Raw genomic sequence first — 18,176 nt, forward strand, 5'->3', positions numbered from 1 at the left:
CATGGTCATGGCCACGATCCTGTGCGGCCTGATGGCGCATGCCCCGGCTCGCGGCGAAACGCCGTCGTTCACCGATTCGAGCGACGGCGACTTCGACACCAGTGACTTCCTGCTGCGCCACCAGGGCGCCTTGCCCGTGCCCGTCGTGATCACCGAGCCGGCCGTCGGCTATGGCGGCGGCCTGATGCTGCTGTACTTCTCCGAGTCGGCCGGGCAGGCCGAGGCCGCCGACCAGGCCGGCGAGGCGCGCAAGGCCCCGCCCAACATCACCGGCATCGGCGGACTGGCCACCGAGAACGGCTCGCGCGGCGCCGGGCTGTTCCACTTCCATAGCTGGGACGGCGACCGCTACCGCTACCTGGGCGCGCTGGCCCAGGGACGCGCCAATCTCGAATACTACGGCGCCTTCAGCCACGGGCGCAGCTACGAAGTGAAGGGCACGTTCCTGGTGCAGCAGGTGCTGGCCAGGGTCGCGGACACGCCCTGGTACGTCGGCCCGCGCTACACCTATTTCCGCTCGGACACGCGCTTTACCGGCGAGGCCGCCAGCGAGCTTTCGGCGGCAGAGATGGCCCAGCGCATCGGCAAGGCCGGGCTGGTGCTGGACTACGACACGCGCGACAACATGTTCTATCCCAACCGCGGCACCTATGCCGAGCTGGAAGCCCAGTTCTCGCGCAGCTGGCTGGGCAGCGACCAATCCTTCGAAAGCTACCGCGCCCGCGGCTATCACTGGACGCCGGTCGCGCCGCGCTGGACCCTGGGCCTGCGCGGCGACGGACAGTTCACGCGCGGCGCCGTGCCGTTCTATGCGCAACCCTATGTCGACCTGCGCGGCGTCTCGCGCGGCCGCTACCAGGACCGCGACGCCCTGGCGCTGGAAGCCGAACTGCGCTGGCACGCCACGCCGCGCTGGTCGCTGCTGGGATTCGGCGGCGTGGGCAAGGCCTACGGCAACTGGACGACTTTTTCCGACGCGACGACCGTGGTCAGCGTGGGCGCGGGCTTTCGCTACCTGATCGCGCGCAAGCTGGGGCTGGCGGTGGGCATAGACGTGGCCCACAGCAAGGACCAGAACGCGTTCTACATCCAGGTGGGGAGCGCCTGGCGATGAAGATTTTCCATCAATAACGACGATACCTAGGGTGATCGAATGAATTACTCGCTACTGCTTGCGGGATTGACCGTCGCGTTCTTCGTGCTGCTGCTGATCGCGATGCAGCTGGGCAAATGGCTGGGGCGCGGGGCCGACGAAAAGTCCGGCTCCGGCGCCGCGGTGATCGAAGGCTCGGTATTCGCGCTGCTGGGCCTGCTGGTGGCCTTCACGTTCTCCGGCGCGGCCCAGCGCATGGCCGACCGCCGCGAGCTGCTGGTGCAGGAGGTCAACGCCATCGGCACCGCCTGGCTGCGCATCGACATGGTCCACGCCGGCGACCAGCCCCAGTTGCGCGACCAGTTCCGCCGCTACGTGGACAAGCGCATCGAGTACTACCGCAACGTGGCCGACCTGGAGCGCCGCGACGCGATCGCCTCCGAGGTCTCGGCGCTGCAGACGCAGATCTGGGCCACCTCGATGCAGGCCGCGCGCGCCAGCGTGCCGCCGTTCGCCGCTTCCTACGTCGGCGCGGTCAACGAAATGTTCGACGTCGCCAGCGCCCAGACCGTGGCGCAGAAGGTGCATCCGCCCATCGCGACCTACGTGTTCCTGGGCTTCCTGACGCTGGTCGCGGCCGGCCTCGTCGGCCTGAACCTGGCCTCGACCAGGCGCAAGACGCTGCTGCACCAGGTGATCTATGCCGTGGTCATGACGGCGGCCCTGTACATCATCATCGACTTCGAGTTCCCGCGCATCGGCACCATACGCATCGACCAGAGCGACGCCTTGCTGGTGGCGCAGCGGCAGTCCATGGTCGATCCGGCCGGCGGCGCCAAATAGGAAGGCTCCCATGGCAAGCAAGCATAGGCGGTTGGGAAAGAAACGGGCGGCCGCCCGCCTGGGCGCCTGGACACTGCTGGCCGCGGCCTGCGCCGCGCCCGCGGCGGCCTGGAGCCAGGGCCTGCGGCTGAGCAAGGACGACCTGCAAAAGCGCGCCAACGGCGTGCTGGCGCTGATGTCGTTCTCCATCGTTCCCGACATCACCACCAGTTCGCTGAACATCGGCAGCGGCGGCGGTTCGACCACCGGATCGAACGAGTTCTTCATGACCCAGCTGGGCGGCGGCGACACGATCTCCGATTCCTTCCCCGTCTACCTGGAAGGCGTGCTGGCCGGCAGCCGCTACGACCCGACCTTCGTCGCCACCCAGGGCGCCGAAACCCGCCGCATCCCGACCAAATGGAACAGCGTCTCCGCCACCGGCGGTATAGGCTGGGACTTCAAGCTGACCGACGAGCTCAAGCTGCGGCCCATCTTCAACTTCGCGCTGGGCAACGTCACCAGCGACCTGCGCGCGGCCAGCTGGTACGTGGGGCAGCGCACCGGCAAGGACATCGACTTCCTGGACCGCGGCTCGCTCAACGCCTACGGCCTGGGCGGCTCCATCATGCTGGACTACGAGCACTACCGGCCCGGCTATGAAGTGGACGTGGAACTGCGCTATTCCGACATCCGGCTGCAGAGCTTCGACAGCTCGGCAGCGGTCAGCGGCAACGCCGTCGCCCAGTCCGCGAACCTGTGGGCGCGCTACCGCGCGCCGACCGGCGCGATCCTGCTGCAACGGCCGCTGCGCTACGTGCTGGAGCTGACGCACTCCGAATTCCTGGGCGACCAGAAGGGCATACTGGGTTTCGACCGCCTGACCTCGGTGGGCGCGGGCCTGGAGCTGGATTCGAGCGCCTACAACGTGTTCATCACCCGCACCCGCGTGGTGGGGCGCTATGTGTTCGGCAATAACGTGTCGGGCTTTTCGGTGGGGCTGGCGGTGAGTTTCTGAGGCCGCGCCCGGGCCTGCCTACGGCCGCACGCCCGTGCGGGCCAGGGTGGCGCTGGGCAGCTCTCCGAACGTCCGCCTGTAGTATTCGGCGAATCTGGACATATGGCGAAAACCCCATTTCATCGCGATGTCGGAAACGGTGGCGCTGCGGCTGCAGGTAAGCAGGTCACGCAGCGCGCCGTTGAGCCGCGCCGTCATGAACCAGCGCCCCGGCGTCATGCCGACGCTGCGGCGAAAAATCATCTCCAGCGAGCGCAGGGTATAGCCGCTGCGCCGCGCGACTTCGCCGAGCGCGATATCCGCGGCCTCTCCGGAAAGCACCAGGCGCTCGCACGCCATGACCAGGCGCCGATGGCGTTCCGCCACCGGCAAGTCGTCGGCCTTGTCCAGCGGCTCGGCGGACGTCAGCGCGTCCACGTAGCCGGCGACCAGCGACTCGCAGATCGTCTCGACCAGGGCCGGCGCCATGCCGCCGTCGGCGGACAGGCGCCGCGCCATCACCATCGCGTCGCTGGTCAGCGTGCCCAGGACGCCGCGCCCGCCGGCGCGCAGCCGCACCGAATAGGCCGCGCGCCTTTTCATCCGCAACGGCCTGCCGGTGCGCGCAATGGCGACGTTCTGCAGGCGTTCTTCGGGCACGGTGAAGTTGACCCAGCGCGAAAGCCCGGTCGCGTGGTAAAGAAGCTCGACCCCGGGCGGATAGACCTGTATCTCTTCGGCGCCGATGGCCTCGGTGTTGTATCGCGTGACGTCGCTGCCCTCGGCCATGAAGGCGATGCAGATTCCGTCTTTCGGCATGCTGCCGTTGGCGATTACCGGGAATTCGTACCGTCCCATTTCCAGCCGGACGTCGCCGAGGACGAGCCGCTGATGCTCCATGTTCGCCAATTGCGAGGACACCAGCCGATGCTCGAAAGTACTGCCATACACCACATCAAACGCCTGCAGGGGCTCAAGCCCCGAATAAACATGCCGCAAATAGGCAGCTTGAATCGGCATATTAAGAAAAACCCCTCGAATATTTCGCTTTTCGGATAGCGTAATAAACAGCTTGCTATTACTTTTTTTATCGCGAATTCACCATCGGGTTGACTTTATGACGGAAAACTACCGGCAGGTCAAGCAGCGCATACGGTGTCTCGAAGTGGAGGCGAATCGCCTGCGCCGGCAGGAGCTGCAGGTAGTGCTGGCCGACATGCGCCAGAAAATCCGCGAATACGGCATCACCGCCGAACAATTATTCGGTCCCGACCTTTCCGACCTGGTGCGCTATCGCCACCCGGAAACCGGCCAGACCTGGAACGGCATAGGCAGGCCGCCGAACTGGATCAGGGGAGAGGACCGCAGCCGCTTCCGCGTCGATTGAAACTCCTTCCAAATCCGCCCCGGCCGCTTCACGGCATTTTCCGCCTCGTTTCCGATAATCGGCAAGCAGTCATGCGGCGCGCCTCAGGTAACTACAAGTATCTGCGGTAAATCTATTTAACCGTGGCGTGCGCCATGGCAACAATCGGTCCCGAGATTTCGTATTTCGGATAGCGCGGGGCAGGCTTTCGCATTATTTTTTCAATTGCAACGAATTAACCGCCGCGTTTCATGACAAATGATTTCTAAATAGCGTGACGGGCCGCCGCGCCGGAGGGGTGCGGCGCAAGCGCCGCAAGCCGGCGGGTCCGCGTTCGGAATAACGACGACAAACCGGGTTCAACGCCAGATCGTTGAGCCGCCTGTTCAGCAATAGCGGCGCAGCGTCGCGGTCCATGCCGGGACATGCATCGAGGAGGAGCAAGGCCATGAGTACTTTGCCGATCTTTCGCCCCATGACCCGGGCACTGGCTCTCGAACCGCGGCTACTTTACGACGCCGCCGCCGCGGTTGCCGCCGACCGCCAGCAAAGCGACTCGCAGGCCGATCATCCGGACGCGCAGGCCGCCGACGGCGCCGCGCCAGCGGCCGGCAAGAATCTGCTGGTCATCGACGGACGGCTGGCCGGCGCCCAGGCGCTGGCCGACAGCGCCACGCCCGGCACCAAGGTGCTGGTGGTCAACCCCGCCCAGGACGGCATCGCCGCGGTGCGCCAGGCGCTGCAGGCGCTGGGCCCGGTGGATTCGGTGCAGATCCTCAGCCACGGCGCGCCGGGCCAGTTCACGCTGGGCAGCAGCACGCTGAGCGCGCAGTCGGCCGACACGCTGCGCGCGGCGGGGTGGGGCGCCTACCTGAGCGCCGACGCCGACATCCTGCTCTACGGCTGCGGCACGGGCGGCGGCGACAGCGGCCAGGCGCTCATCGGCGCGCTGGCCGGCGCCACCGGCGCGGACGTGGCCGCCTCGACCAACGACACCGGCAGCCCGACCGCAGGCGGCGACTGGGTGCTGGAGGTGCGCACCGGCGCCATCGAAAGCCGGCTGCAGATCGAGGCGTCGGCCCTGGCCGCGTTCGACGGACTGCTGGCCGACGCCGCGCCCACGCTGGCCCTGGACGGCAGCGGCGAGGACATCCTGCTGGGCGACACCGCGCAGATACGCGCCGTGATCAGCAACCCCTCCAGCCAGGAGGGCTACGCGCCGTACATCGACATCCTGATCCCCGTTACCGGCTACGACGGCGACGACGGCGTGAGCTTCGTGTCGGCCAGCACCATGGGCATAACGCTCAACGGTTATGTGGTCACGTTCGGACCCGATGGAACCGCCCAGCATCCGCTGGCGCGCGACGCCAACGGCAATCCGGTGATCCTGCAGGCCTCGCAGTACGGCTACCGCCCGGGCGATCAGCTGGTGGTGCTGGCCTTGCCCTACGCGGGATTCGGCAAGGACCAGCCCTCGATCGAAGTGGACATCACGTTGCGCATGAGTCCGTTGGCCGACGTGAACAAGGACCACAACGTCAGCCTGCGCGCCGGCTTCCAGTACGGCAACGATCCGCTGGACAATCCGCAGCAGGACCCCGCGCTGTTCGAAAGCGGCTGGCATACCTACGCGTTGCGCTCCACGCCGTTCGAAGTGACGCAAACGCTGGACATGACCGAGGGCGAGACGGCCACGGGCGAGAACTACCCGCACACGCTGACCGTGACCGCCACGCCCGCGCCCGGCCAGACGCTGAACAACGTGGTGATCTCGCAGAACCTGCCCGACAGCATCCGGGTGCTGAGCATCGCGCCCGGCGCCGGCGGCATGCTGACCCGCGTGACGCTGGCCGACGGCCGCGTGCTGACCGACACCGCCGCCATCAACGCCGCGCTGGCGCTCAAGCCCTACGTGGCGTCGTACGAGATCACCTATGCGACCCTGGACGCGCCGGCCGACACGCAGGTGCGCTTCTTCGTCGCGCAGGCCACCGCCGACGGCGACCATGTGCTCGATCCCGACACCGGCGCGCCGCGCACGATCGAGGTGCCGAGCGCGACCTCCGTGGGCCGGTGGACGCCGCTGGACCCGCGCGACATACCCGCCAACCTGCCGTGGGTGCCCGTGGCTGGGCGCGGCGAAGACGTCAGCTTCGTCGCCAAGTCGGTGGCGCTGCACAAGAGTTCCGCCATAGACGCCGACAACGGCGTGGCCGGCGTCTCGCCCGGCGACGTGCTGAGCTACCGGTACGACGTCACGCTCTCCGATTACTTCGCCATCGGCAAGTCGGCGCTGGGGCAGGGCAGCCTGACCATCACCGACGTGCTGGGAGACGGCCTGAGCTTCACCGGCACGCCGCTCATGACTTTCACCCAGGACGGCAAGCAGTACACCGTCGCGCTGGTCTACACCCTGGGCGACAAGACCGCGGCGGGCACGCAGATCATCTTCGACCTGGCGGCCTCCATCGCCAAGGCCGGGCTGAGCATGGACGCGCTGATCGGCGACATCGCCAGCGACGGCACGCGCCAGTCGGCCACCCGGGCGGTCATCAGCTACCAGGCCACGGTGGACGAGGCCTACCAGGGCGGCTACACGCAGCCCGAGATCAACGAAGGCGACACGCTGCGCAATAGCGCGCTTTTGGCAGGCACCATCATCCAGAGCCGGCTCAACGTCGGGCCGGTGCAGTCCGACGGCTCCAACGTGACCGTGACGGTTCCGAACGGCAACGTGGACATCGGCGTGTTCCAGGTCAACGGCAGCACGGTGCCGCCGTCCTACGAATTGCAGCCCGGCGACGTGGTGACCTTCGTGCTGCGCTACGACCTGCAGACCGGCGACTACGAAAACCTGAAGCTGACCGCCTACCTGCCGGCGCCGGTGTTCGACCCCTCCGGCGCCTGGTCGGCCGGCATCGGCGACCATCGCTGGTCGTACGGCCTGGGCGACAGCCATCCGGGCTCGGCGGTCTCGGTCAGCGCGGGCCCCGGCGGCGCGCTGGTATTCGACTTCGGCAGCTTCGCCATGCAGGGCGATCCCGCGGGCCAGAACCGCATCGAAGTGCTGTTCACGCTGCGCGTCAGCAACCAGCCCTTCGCGGACCAGCGCTCCATCACCGTGCTGGGCCAGTCCACGCAACAGACGACCGTGGACCACGCGCCGCTGGTGGACAACGACAACGTGCTGATCCAGTCCGTGGCCGAACCTTCGCTGGCGATCAAGCACGGCGTGGTCGGCGCCACCGGCGGCACGGTCACCGGCGCGACCGGCAGCTGGAACCCGCCGGGCAGCACCGGCGCGGGCTTTAATGGCAGCATCACGGATCTCGCCAGCCTGGAAGGATCGGTCGCCGGAATGGACGGCGGCGACGTGTTGCGCCTGGCCACCGGCATCGAGAACACCGGCGGCGGCGGCGCTTACGATGTCTCGGTCACGCTGCAGATTCCGCCGGGCCTGGCCTTTCTGGGCGGGTCGCTCGACACCGCCAACCTGCGCATCGCGCGCGGCGACGGCACCGTTCTGGTGCTGGGCCGGGACTACAGCGTGTCGGGCGCCACCATCACTTTCCTGGACGCGAACGGACAGCCGACGCTGCTTGCGGGGCGGGTCGGCACCGCCGCCGACGACAGCGGCCAGAACATGGTGGTCATCACCTACGATGTGGTGGCCAGCAACACGCTTGCCGCGTCCAGCACCCTGCAGAGCGCGGCGGCGCTGACGCACTACGCCAGCGAGAAGGGCGGCGCGGACTTCACGCCCACCGACCTGACCGACACGGCGGCCGCGCAATCGGCCGCGCCGACCGTCACCGTGCGCTACGCGGGCGGCAGCCTGGACCCGACCGACTCCAGCGCCGCGCATACCGGCGGCAGCAATCTGGTGATCGGCGAACGCATGCTCTACGACATCGTCGTGACCCTGCCCGAAGGCGGCACGCAGAACCTGCGCCTGTCCGACCTGATCCCGGATGGCTTCGCGCTCGACACCAGCTTCGGCATCGACGGCTACCAGCTGATCACGCAGCTCGCCGCCAGCGGCAGCCTGACGGCGGACTTCGCCGGCGCGGTGACGGTGGCCAGCGTGTCCGGATCGGGCGCCAACGGCGCCGACCTGGTGCTGAGCTTCAGCGCCAGCAACGCGCTGGCGAACAACAACGCGGCCGACAACAGCTTCGTGATCCGCGTGGGCCTGATCGCCACCAACGTGACGGGCAACCAGGCCGGCCGCACCCTGACCAACAACGCCTCGCTGACCTACAGCGACCCGGACGGCGACACGCCCAACGGCGCCACGCCGGTGGACCGCAACGTGGCCGCGACCGGCGGGCTGCCGTCGGCCACCGTCGTCGAACCCACGCTGTCGGTGTCGCACACCGCGGTCACCACCGGTTCTCCCGTGGGCGTGGACCGGGGCGACGAGATCACCTACACCATCACCGTGGGCAACGGCACCGCCTCGACCGACGTGGACGCCTTCGACGTGCGCCTGTCCGACGTGCTGCCCACCGAGCTGAGCGGCGCGCAGATCGTCGGCGTGACGCTATACGGTGGAGCCACGCTGACGGGCGGCGACTTCGTGATCCAGAACGGCGTGCTGCAGTTGACCGACGGGGCCAAGCTGGATATTCCGAAGGGCGCCACCCTGGTGCTGCAATTCAAGGGCGTGCTCAACGAAACCACCGGCACCTCCGGCAAGGTCGATAACCTGGTCACCGTCCAATGGAGCAGCCTGGACGGCGCCAACAGCGGAGAACGCACGGGCGCCGACGGCGAGCTCGGCTCGGGCGCGCTCAACGACTACCGCGTGACCAGCCTGCACAGCGAAGACGTGGCGGCCTCGGGCACCATCAGCCACGTGGGCGGGCTGCCCGACACCGCGGGCGGCACGCCGTCCACGGCCGATCCGCAGGACGTCGCGGTCGGCGAAATCGTGCACTACCGGGTGGCGCTGCTGGTGCCCGAAGGCACCCAGCCCGATGCCTCGATCCGCGTCTACCTGCCGCCCGGGCTGACCTTCATGAACGACGGCTCGGCCTTGCTGGGCCTGCTGGCCGACGCGCTCGCCAACGGCTCGCCGGGCCTGACCACAGATCTCGCGGGCCTGTTCGCCTCGGGCAACGCGTATATCGACGGCGGCGTGATGGACGAGGCCAGCACGCTGCTCAACCCCGATCTGTCGGGCGTGGGCCCGCAGGGCGTGCTGAACACCGGCGCCATCGACACCAGCGATCCGCGCGTGATCGTGCTGCGGCTGGGCAACCTGGTGAACCTGAACCAGGACGCGGATTTCGAGGGGCTGTACTTCGAGTTCAACGCGCGGGTGGACAACGCCGCCGGCGTGGCGGCCGGCGGCCAGCTGGCCGTGCGGGCCGATTTCCTGAGCGGCGCGGAAGTGCGGTTCGGAACGAACACCATCGTCGAACGCGTGGTGGAGCCGAAGATAGACAACATGCAGAAGTCGGTCACCGGTTTCGACCCCGGCGCCGGCGGCGCGACGGGCCAGGCCAGCTATGCGGTGAGCTTCGGCAATACCGGCACGGCCACTGCCTACGACGTCGTGCTGACCGACACGTTGCCCGCCGGCGGGCAGAATCTCACCGTCACCGGCCTGACGATCGACGGCGTCACCTATGCGCCTGGCGGCTATCCGCCGGGCGTGTCGGTGGTGGTGGACGGCGGCAGCGTCACCCTCAGGCTGGACGCCCTGGCGGCCGGCTCGACGGTCAGCCTCGCCTATGGCGCGCAGCTGCCCAACAACGTGGCGCTGGCCGACACCTCGGCAAACCTGACCTACACCAGCCTGCCGGACAGCTTCCAGAGCTTCGCGGGCACCCAGGTCGGCGCCGCGGGCTCGGTGGGCGGCGAACGCACGGGCAGCGGCGCCGGACCCAACACCTACCTGGACGGCGACGCCGCGGGCCTGAGCCGCGTCGAAGGCACGCTCTGGAACGACACCGACAGCGCCACCGCGTCCACCGCGCCGGACGGCCCGGCATTGGCGGGCCAGACGGTCACGCTGACCTGGGGCGGGGCGGACAACGACCTGTCCACCGCCGCCGACAACCGCAGCTGGACCACCACCACCGACGCCAACGGCTATTACTACTTCGGCGTGCTGGGCGCGGGCGTGTTCCGCATCGACGCGCCGGCCACCATCACGGTGGCCGGGCCGACCGGCGTGGTGAACGCGCGCATCGACAGCGACGGCGCCTCGCCGAAGGGCCAGGTGCTGGCCAGCTTCGGCGACCTGGGAACGACCGCGGCCGGCAACGTCGGCTACGTCGAGCGCAACGACGGCCCGGTCAACACCGTGCCCGGCGCGCTGTCCGTGGACGAGGACACCGCGCTGGCGATCGCCGGCCTGTCCATCGACGATCCGGATGCCGGCAACGGCGTCATGCAGGTCACGTTGAGCGTGCAGCATGGCGGCCTCACGCTCACGCTGGGCGAGGTCGAGCTGGTGGCGGGCGCGCTCGGTTCCGGCGTGCTGCAGCTGCGCGGCAGCCAGAACGCGCTGAACGCGGCGCTGGCCACGCTGGTCTACACGCCGGGCGCCAACTACAACGGCAACGAACGCCTGACCATCCTGACCGAAGACCTGGGCCAGCGCGGCGACGCCGACGGAGACGGCACGCCTTTCGAAGCGGGCGACGACAACCTCAGCGACACCGATACGGTGGACATCAGCGTGATCGCGGTCAACGACGCGCCCGTGGGCGTGGACGACGCCGACCGCGCCGAGGAGGCCGGCGGCGTGGACAACGACGTGCCCGGCGTCGATCCGGCCGGCAACGTGCTGGACAACGACCTCGACGTGGACATCCAGACCAACGGCGACGTGCTCAGCGTGACCCAGGCCAGCGGCGCCGGCGGCACGGTGACGGTCGATCCGCTGAGCGGCGAGGCCGCGGTGGCGGGGCTTTACGGCACGCTGTACATCAACGCCGACGGCGGCTACCGCTATGTGGTGAACAACCTGGACCCGACCGTCCAGGCGCTGCTGGCCAATAGCCCGGCCCTGACGGACGCGTTCACGTACAACCTGCGCGACAGCGGCGGCCTGGCCAGTTCGGCCCGGCTCGTCATCACGCTGACCGGCGCCAACGACGCGCCCGAGGCGCGGGACGACGCCGGCTCAGCCGAGGAGAAGGGCGGCACGGCCAACGACACCGGCGGCAGCCCCGCCAGCGGCAATGTGCTGGGCAACGACAGCGACGTGGACGCCGGCGACACGCGCAGCGTCACGCAGGCCCGCAATCACACCGGCCCCAGCCCCGCGCCCGCGCAGCCCATCCCGGCCGGCACCACCTCGGCAAACGGCGCGCTGATTGCCGGCCTCTACGGCACGCTGCGGCTGGGCGCCGACGGCAGCTATGTCTACACGGTCAATGACGACAACGCGGCCGTGCAGGCCCTGAACCAGGGCGACGTGCTGCGCGAAACCTTCGACTACGTCGTCACGGACGCGGGCGGCCTGAACGCGCTGGCCTCGCTGGTCATCACCATCCACGGCGCCAACGACAACCCGGTGGCGGCCGACAACCTGGCGCAAGGCTATACCGCCAGCGTGGACGTGGCCAGCAACACCATCACCGGCGTGCCGCGCAATCCGCAAGGCAACGTCATCACCGACCCGTACACCGTCGACGACCCGGCCCTGCTGGACAGCGACGTGGACAACGCCATGGAGACCGCGGCGGTCAACGCCATCGGCGCCGAGGGCGGCCCGCAGGAAGCCGTGGCCGCCGGCGTCGAGAAGACCATCAACGGGCTGTATGGCGTGCTGCGCATCAACAGCGACGGCAGCTACGTCTATGAGATCGACAGCCTCAACGCCACGCTGATCGCGCTGGGCCCCGACGGCACGGTCGACGAGCGCTTCGTCTATGGCCTGCAGGACGCCGACGGCGGCCAGAGCAGCGCGGTGCTGACCATCCGCATCCACGGCGTGGCCGACCAGCCGGTGGCCAGCGACATCGTCGCCGTAGCCCAGGAACGCGGCGGCGTCGACAACGCCACGCCCGGGCGCACCGCCACGGGAGACGTGACCGTCAACGACATCGATCCGGACGGCGACGCCCTGGCGGTCACCCAAGTGCGCGCGGGCGCCGAGGCCGACGGCGGAACGATGAGGCCGGTGGGCGCCCCCATCTCCGGCAAGTACGGCACCCTGACCCTGAACAGCGACGGCACCTTCAGCTATGCCCTGAACGAAACCGATCCGCTGGTGCAGGCCCTGCGCACGGCCGGCGACACGCTGGTGGATGTGTTCACCTACACGGTTTCCGATCCCGACAACCTGAGCGACCAGGCCGAGCTGCGCATACGCATCCTGGGCCAGAACGACGCCCCGGTCGCGGCCGACGACGACGGCGCGGCGGTCGAGGCCGGCGGCGCCGCCAACACCTCCGGCGGCCAGGCCGCGCAGGGCAATGTGCTGGACAACGACGGCGACGTGGACGGCGCGGCCTACGGCGAAAAGCTCAGCGTGACCGGCGCGCGCGCCGGCGGCGCGGGCGGCGGCGCCGTGCCGGACGCGGCCGGTCAGGTCATGGTGGTCACCGGCGCCTACGGCACGCTCACGCTGCTGGCCGACGGCACTTATGTGTACGCGGTCGACGACGACAACCCCGTCGTGCAGGCGCTGCCGGCGGGCGCGTCCCTGTTCGAGGACTTCACCTACAAGATCCGCGACGTGGGCAGGCTGGAATCCAGCGCCGTGCTGCGCATCACCATCGCCGGCGCGGACGACGCCCCCCAGGCCGTGGCGCAGGCGATCACGGCCGAAGAGAAGGGCGGCACAAACAACGGCTCCGGCGGGCTGGACCCCAGCGGCAATCTGCTGCCGGCGGCGGGCGCCGATCCGGATACCGGCGACACCCTGCACATCGCCGGCTTCGCCGCCGGCCAGCCCAGGGACGGCGCAGCCATGCGCGCCGCCGGCACGACCCTGCAGGGCCGCTACGGCACGCTGCGCATCGACGCCGACGGCACGTATTCCTATGTGGTGGACAACGCGCTGGCGGCAGTCCAGGCGCTGCGCCTGCCCACCGACACGCTGGTCGAGTACTTCACTTTCCGGCTCAGCGACGCCGCCGGCCTGACCAGCGACGGCCAGCTCACGGTGACCATACGCGGGGCCGACGACGCGCCGGTCGCGAAGAACGATACCGGCAGCGCCAAGGAGGCCGGCGGCACCGACAACGGCACGCCGGGCTCGCCCGCCATCGGCAACGTGCTGGCCAACGACGCTGACGTGGACGCCGGCGACCGCAGCACCGTATCGGCCGTGCAGAATTCGCAGGCGGCCGCGGGCGTCGTGGGCGGACCCGCCGCGGGCCTGTACGGAACCCTGTACCTGCAGGCCGACGGCTCGTACCGCTACGAGGTCGACGACACGCTGGCGGCCGTGCAGCAGCTGCGGGCGGGCCAGTCGCTGCAGGAGACCTACACCTATACCGTGCGGGACCTGGCCGGCCTGACGCACACCGCGACGCTGACCATCACCATCGCCGGCAGTTACGACGCCCCCGTGGCCAAGGACGACGCGGACACCGCGGTGCCCGCCACGTCGCTGTCGCCGGCGGTGGACGCGGCCGGCAATGTGCTGCCCAACGATACCGACGTCGACGCCGGCGACACCAAGGCCGTCGACGGCATACGCGTGGGCGCCGGCATCGCCGGCTTCACGGCGGTGACGGGCACGGCGCCGCAGCGCATCGACGGGCTGTACGGCTGGCTGGAAATCGCCGCGGACGGCAGCTACACGTATCACGCCGACGAAACCAACGAGGCCGTGGCCGCGCTGGACGCCGGCCAGACGCTGGTGGAGGTATTCACCTACCGCGTGGTCGATGGCGGCGGACTGACCAGCCATGCCCAGCTGAGCATCACCATCCAGGGCGTGAACGATGCCCCGCTGGCCAACCCGGTGGTCGGGGTCGCGGTGGAGCAGGGCGTGCGCGACAACCAGCCGTTCCCCGGCCGCAATCCCGTGGGCGACGTGACGCTGCGCAACTTCGACGCCGAAGGCGAGCCGGTGACGGTGGTGGGCATCCGCACGGGTCCGGCGGCCGGAGGCGGAACCGCCGGCGCCGTGGGCGCCGTGCTGCGCGGCGCCTATGGCGACCTGATCGTCAACGCCGACGGCACCTATTCCTACGTGCTGGACAATTCGCTGCCCGAGGTGGACCGGCTGCGCCTGGCCCGCGACACCCTGCGCGATGTCTTCACCTACACCATATCGGACAGCGGCGGCCTGCAGGACAGCGCCACGCTGGTCATCATGATCGTGGGCCAGAACGACGCCCCCGTCGCGCATGACGACGTGGCCGCGGCGGTGGAGGCCGGAGGGCTGAACAACGGCGTGCCCGGCGTGAACCCGGCCGGCAACGTGCTGGCCAACGATACGGACGTGGACGCCGGCGATACCAAGACGGTGATTGGCGTCGGCCTGGGGCCGGCCGCGCCCGGCGCGCTCGGCCCGATCGCCGGCCGGTACGGAACGCTGGTCATGGGCGCCAATGGCGAATACCAGTACGTGGTCGACAACGACAATCCCGTGGTGCAGGCCTTGAGAACCGCCTCCGATACGCTGACGGAGGTGTTCACCTACACCATGCGCGACGCCGACGGCGCGCTGGCGCAGGCCCGGCTGACGGTCACGATCTCGGGCCGCGACGACACGCCGCAGGCGCGCGACGACACGGCCTATGTGGACGACGTTTCCGGCCCGCCGGTGGTGCAGGGCAACGTGCTGCCCAACGACAGCGACGTGGACGGCGGCGACGCGCTTTCCGTGACCGGCATCCGGCCGCAGCAGGAAGGGGCCGCGGCCGGGCAGGTCGGTCAGGCGCTGGCGGGCCGCTACGGCGTTCTCGTCATGAACGCCGACGGCAGCTACCGCTACGAAGTCGACCTGAGCAACCCGGAAGTACAGGCGGCCCGGGGCCGCGGGCCCATCCTGCAGGACCCGTTCATCTACACGATCTCGGACCTGGCCGGCCTGCAATCCGAGGCGCGCCTGACCATCGTCCTGAAGCTCGAAGCCGACTACTTCGCGCCGCCCGACCCGTATGCGCTGTTCGGCCGCGAAACCGAACCGGCGTTCCGTTCGGACCTGCAGGTGGACCCCGTGGTCTACGTCACGCCGGCCGTGCGCGACACGCTGGCGTTCGAGCGCTATCTGGACGCCAGCGTGCGCGGGCAGCGGCCGGAGCTGGCCATGCCGCCCGAGATCATGCTGCATTCGGTGGCCGCGGACCTGGGCCAGGACCACGAGACGCCGCTGACCCGGACCATCCAGGCGCTGCAATGGCAGGCGCGCTACCAGGATGCCTGCCTGCAGACGCGTTACGCCAACGTGTTCCTGTCGGCCGACGGCCTGCTGCGCGACGATTCGGTGTTTACCTACAAGGAGTTGCGCATGCCCGAGGCAGGCAGAAGCGCCGGCGCCCAGGCGCGGCCCGAGCCGCCCGCGCGCGCGGCCCAGTCCTTCAGCGGCCAGATCCGCGCCAACGCCAGCGACGCATGGCGCGAGCGCTGGCTGGCGGCGGAACAACAGAATTCGGTGAAGACGGAAGGGGGAGCGGTATGAAGCGCAAGCTCGTGGTTCGCGCGAATGTGCTGGCGTTGGCCGTGATGGGCCTGAGCGCCTGTTCATCCAGCCAGTTGGCCAGCCCGTATACGCACGATGAAGTCCTGGCGCGTATCGAGCAGGATCGCAAGATGATGTATTCGGACCAGGAACCGATCACGCATCCGATCACTTTCTACGAGGCCTCGGCGCGCGCGCTGAAATACAACCTCGATTACCGCCTCAAGCTGATGGAAAGCGCGCTGTCGCGCAACCTGGTGGACGTGACCCGCCACGAGATGCTGCCCAAGCTGATCGCCTCGGCCGGCTATACCGACCGGTCCAACGACTCCGGCGGCACCTCCATCGGCATCGAGGACGGCGAGGTCAGCCTGCGCCCGTCCACCTCGGAACAGCGCTACCACCGGCTGGCGGACCTGGAGCTGAGCTGGAGCACCCTGGACTTCGTGGTCGCCTACGAGCGCTCGCAGCAGAAGATGGACCAGGTGCTGATGGCCGAGGAACGCCGCCGCAAAGTGGTGCAGAACGTGCTGCAGGACGTGCGCAACGCCTACTGGCGCGCGGTCGGCGCGCAGCGCCTGATCGCCTCGGTGGACGACCTGCTGGCGCGCGTGCGCACCGGGCTGGACAACGCGCGCGAAGCCGAGCGCCGCGGCCTGCTGCCGCGCCAGGAGGCGCTGGCCTACCAGCGCGCGCTGCTGGACGCCGTCAGCCTGCTGTCCACCCGGCGCCAGGACCTGGAGCTGGCGCGCGCCGAGCTGGCCGCCCTGATGTCGCTGCCGCCCGGCACGGACTTCCAGGTGGCCGACGAGAATCCGCCGCCCATCCCCATGCCCACCATGAACGTTCCCGCGCTGGAGCAGCTGGCGCTGGAGAACCGTCCGGAAATCATGGAGGAGTGGTATCGCAAGCGGGTCACGGACAACGACATCCGCATCGCCAAGGCCGAGCTGTGGCCGCACATCAGCTTCAATGCCGGCGCGCACTACGACTCCAACGAATACCTCTACAACAACAGCTGGTCCTCCGTGGGCGTGCGGGTGTCGTGGAACCTGCTGAGCCTGCTCAAGGGGCCGGCGCTGCAGGCGGCCGGCGAAAACCAGAGCAAGGTCGCCGACCTGCGCCGCCTGGCGCTGTCCATGGCGGTGCTGACGCAGGTGCGCGTGGCCGCCCAGCGCTACTACCTGGCGCGCGAACAGTTCGAGTTCGCCGACCAGAGCTCGCAGGTCGACGGCAGGCTGCGCGACTACGCCGAGGCCAGCGCCAGCATCTCCGCCGATTCCAAGCTGGAATACATCCGCGCCGACGCGCGCTGGCTGCTGTCGCAATACCAGCGCTACGCCGCCTACTCGGACGCCCAGGCGGCCTGGGGACGGCTCTACAACTCCGTCGGCCTGGACGTGATGCCCGACGTCATCGCCAACCACGACGTCGCCACGCTGGCCGCGGAGATCCAGAAGACCATGAACGGCTGGGAGCGCACCACGCTGCTGGCCCAAGGCGAGGCGAAATGATGAAGCTGCCCGTGCCGCGGCCGCGCGCGTTTCTTGCCCTGGTCCTGGCGGCGGCCGGCCTGCCGGCGCAGGCCCAGGACCTGGCGCCGGCCGCCTTGCCCGAACTGTCCAGCGATCCGAACGCCATCCGGGTGTTGCTGGCGGCCGACCCCGAGAGCACGCTGGCCGCGCCGATGGCGGGCCGCCTGCAATCGACGCAGGCGCAGCTGGGCCGCCACGTGGAGAAGGGCGAGGTCGTGTTCCGCCTGGATTGCGAGGAACCCCAGGCGCGGCTGCGCATGGCCTCGGCCGAACTGGCCGGCGCGCGCGAGAACCTGCGCGCCAAAACCGGGCTGCGCAAACTGGACGCCGCCGGCGACACCGAGGTCGCGCTGGCGCGCGCCGCCGCCGAGCGCGCCGCGGCCGCCCAGGCGCTGGCCCAGGCCCAGGTCGATTACTGCACCGTGGCCGCGCCGTTCTCGGGCCGCATCGCCAAGGTGTACGTGCGTCCCTTCGAAACCGTCAACGCCGGCGCGCCGCTGATCGACCTGGTCGGCGACGGGCCGCCGCGCCTGCGGCTGAACCTGCCGTCGCGCCAGCTGGGCCGGGTCCAGGCCGGCACGGCGTTCCAGCTCAACGTGGTCGAGACCGGCAAGCAATACCAGGCGCGCGTCACCGCGGTCAACGCGCGGGTCGACGCCGTGGCGCAGTCGATCGAACTGGAGGGCAGGGCGGAAGACCCCGGGCGCGAACTGCTGCCGGGCATGAGCGGCATCGCCGATTTCGGCTTTCCCCGGTGAGGC

8 protein-coding genes are annotated in these 18,176 nt (G+C 69.3%); 7 read left to right on the forward strand and 1 reads right to left on the reverse strand.

All coding sequences use genetic code 11. From position 1 onward, the window contains the following. The first annotated feature begins 1 nt into the window (after position 1). Genes AC1M14_RS13800 through AC1M14_RS13810 form a run of 3 tightly spaced genes read left to right on the forward strand, consistent with a single transcriptional unit; the run spans position 2 to position 2,933 of the window. Positions 2 to 1,114, forward strand: coding sequence for a BamA/TamA family outer membrane protein (locus AC1M14_RS13800; RefSeq protein ID WP_479731803.1), 1,113 nt, complete (start codon positions 2 to 4; stop codon positions 1,112 to 1,114). Between the two features lie 39 nt (positions 1,115 to 1,153). Then, positions 1,154 to 1,936, forward strand: coding sequence for a bestrophin-like domain (locus AC1M14_RS13805; RefSeq protein WP_111825172.1), 783 nt, complete (start codon positions 1,154 to 1,156; stop codon positions 1,934 to 1,936). Positions 1,937 to 1,946: 10 nt separating this feature from the next. Continuing rightward, positions 1,947 to 2,933 carry a hypothetical protein gene (locus tag AC1M14_RS13810; protein ID WP_246842377.1) on the forward strand — a complete coding sequence of 329 codons (987 nt, stop codon included), beginning with the start codon at positions 1,947 to 1,949 and terminating at the stop codon, positions 2,931 to 2,933. A gap of 18 nt (positions 2,934 to 2,951) precedes the next feature. On the opposite strand, the gene AC1M14_RS13815 is transcribed toward AC1M14_RS13810, so the two are convergent. Then, on the reverse strand, positions 2,952 to 3,932 hold the full coding sequence (locus tag AC1M14_RS13815; RefSeq protein WP_102771131.1) for an AraC family transcriptional regulator: 981 nt from the start codon (positions 3,930 to 3,932) through the stop codon (positions 2,952 to 2,954). 97 nt (positions 3,933 to 4,029) lie between these two features. On the opposite strand from AC1M14_RS13815, the gene AC1M14_RS13820 reads away from it, so the two are divergent. From AC1M14_RS13820 to AC1M14_RS13835, 4 genes are all read left to right on the forward strand, one after another. Further along, positions 4,030 to 4,299: an H-NS histone family protein gene (locus tag AC1M14_RS13820; RefSeq protein WP_102771130.1), complete on the forward strand. Its 270-nt coding sequence runs from the start codon at positions 4,030 to 4,032 to the stop codon at positions 4,297 to 4,299. A gap of 427 nt (positions 4,300 to 4,726) precedes the next feature. Beyond that, positions 4,727 to 15,880 carry a VCBS domain-containing protein gene (locus AC1M14_RS13825; protein ID WP_479729821.1) on the forward strand — a complete coding sequence of 3,718 codons (11,154 nt, stop codon included), beginning with the start codon at positions 4,727 to 4,729 and terminating at the stop codon, positions 15,878 to 15,880. After that, on the forward strand, positions 15,877 to 17,394 hold the full coding sequence (locus AC1M14_RS13830) for a TolC family protein (RefSeq protein ID WP_102771128.1): 1,518 nt from the start codon (positions 15,877 to 15,879) through the stop codon (positions 17,392 to 17,394). The genes AC1M14_RS13825 and AC1M14_RS13830 overlap by 4 nt, the downstream gene beginning before the upstream one ends. Continuing rightward, complete coding sequence (locus AC1M14_RS13835) at positions 17,391 to 18,173, forward strand: efflux RND transporter periplasmic adaptor subunit (protein WP_246842378.1); 783 nt, start codon at positions 17,391 to 17,393, stop codon at positions 18,171 to 18,173. Before AC1M14_RS13830 ends, AC1M14_RS13835 begins: the two co-directional genes overlap by 4 nt. Positions 18,174 to 18,176: the final 3 nt, after the last annotated feature.

This window comes from Achromobacter sp. SX5 (genome assembly GCF_056711425.1).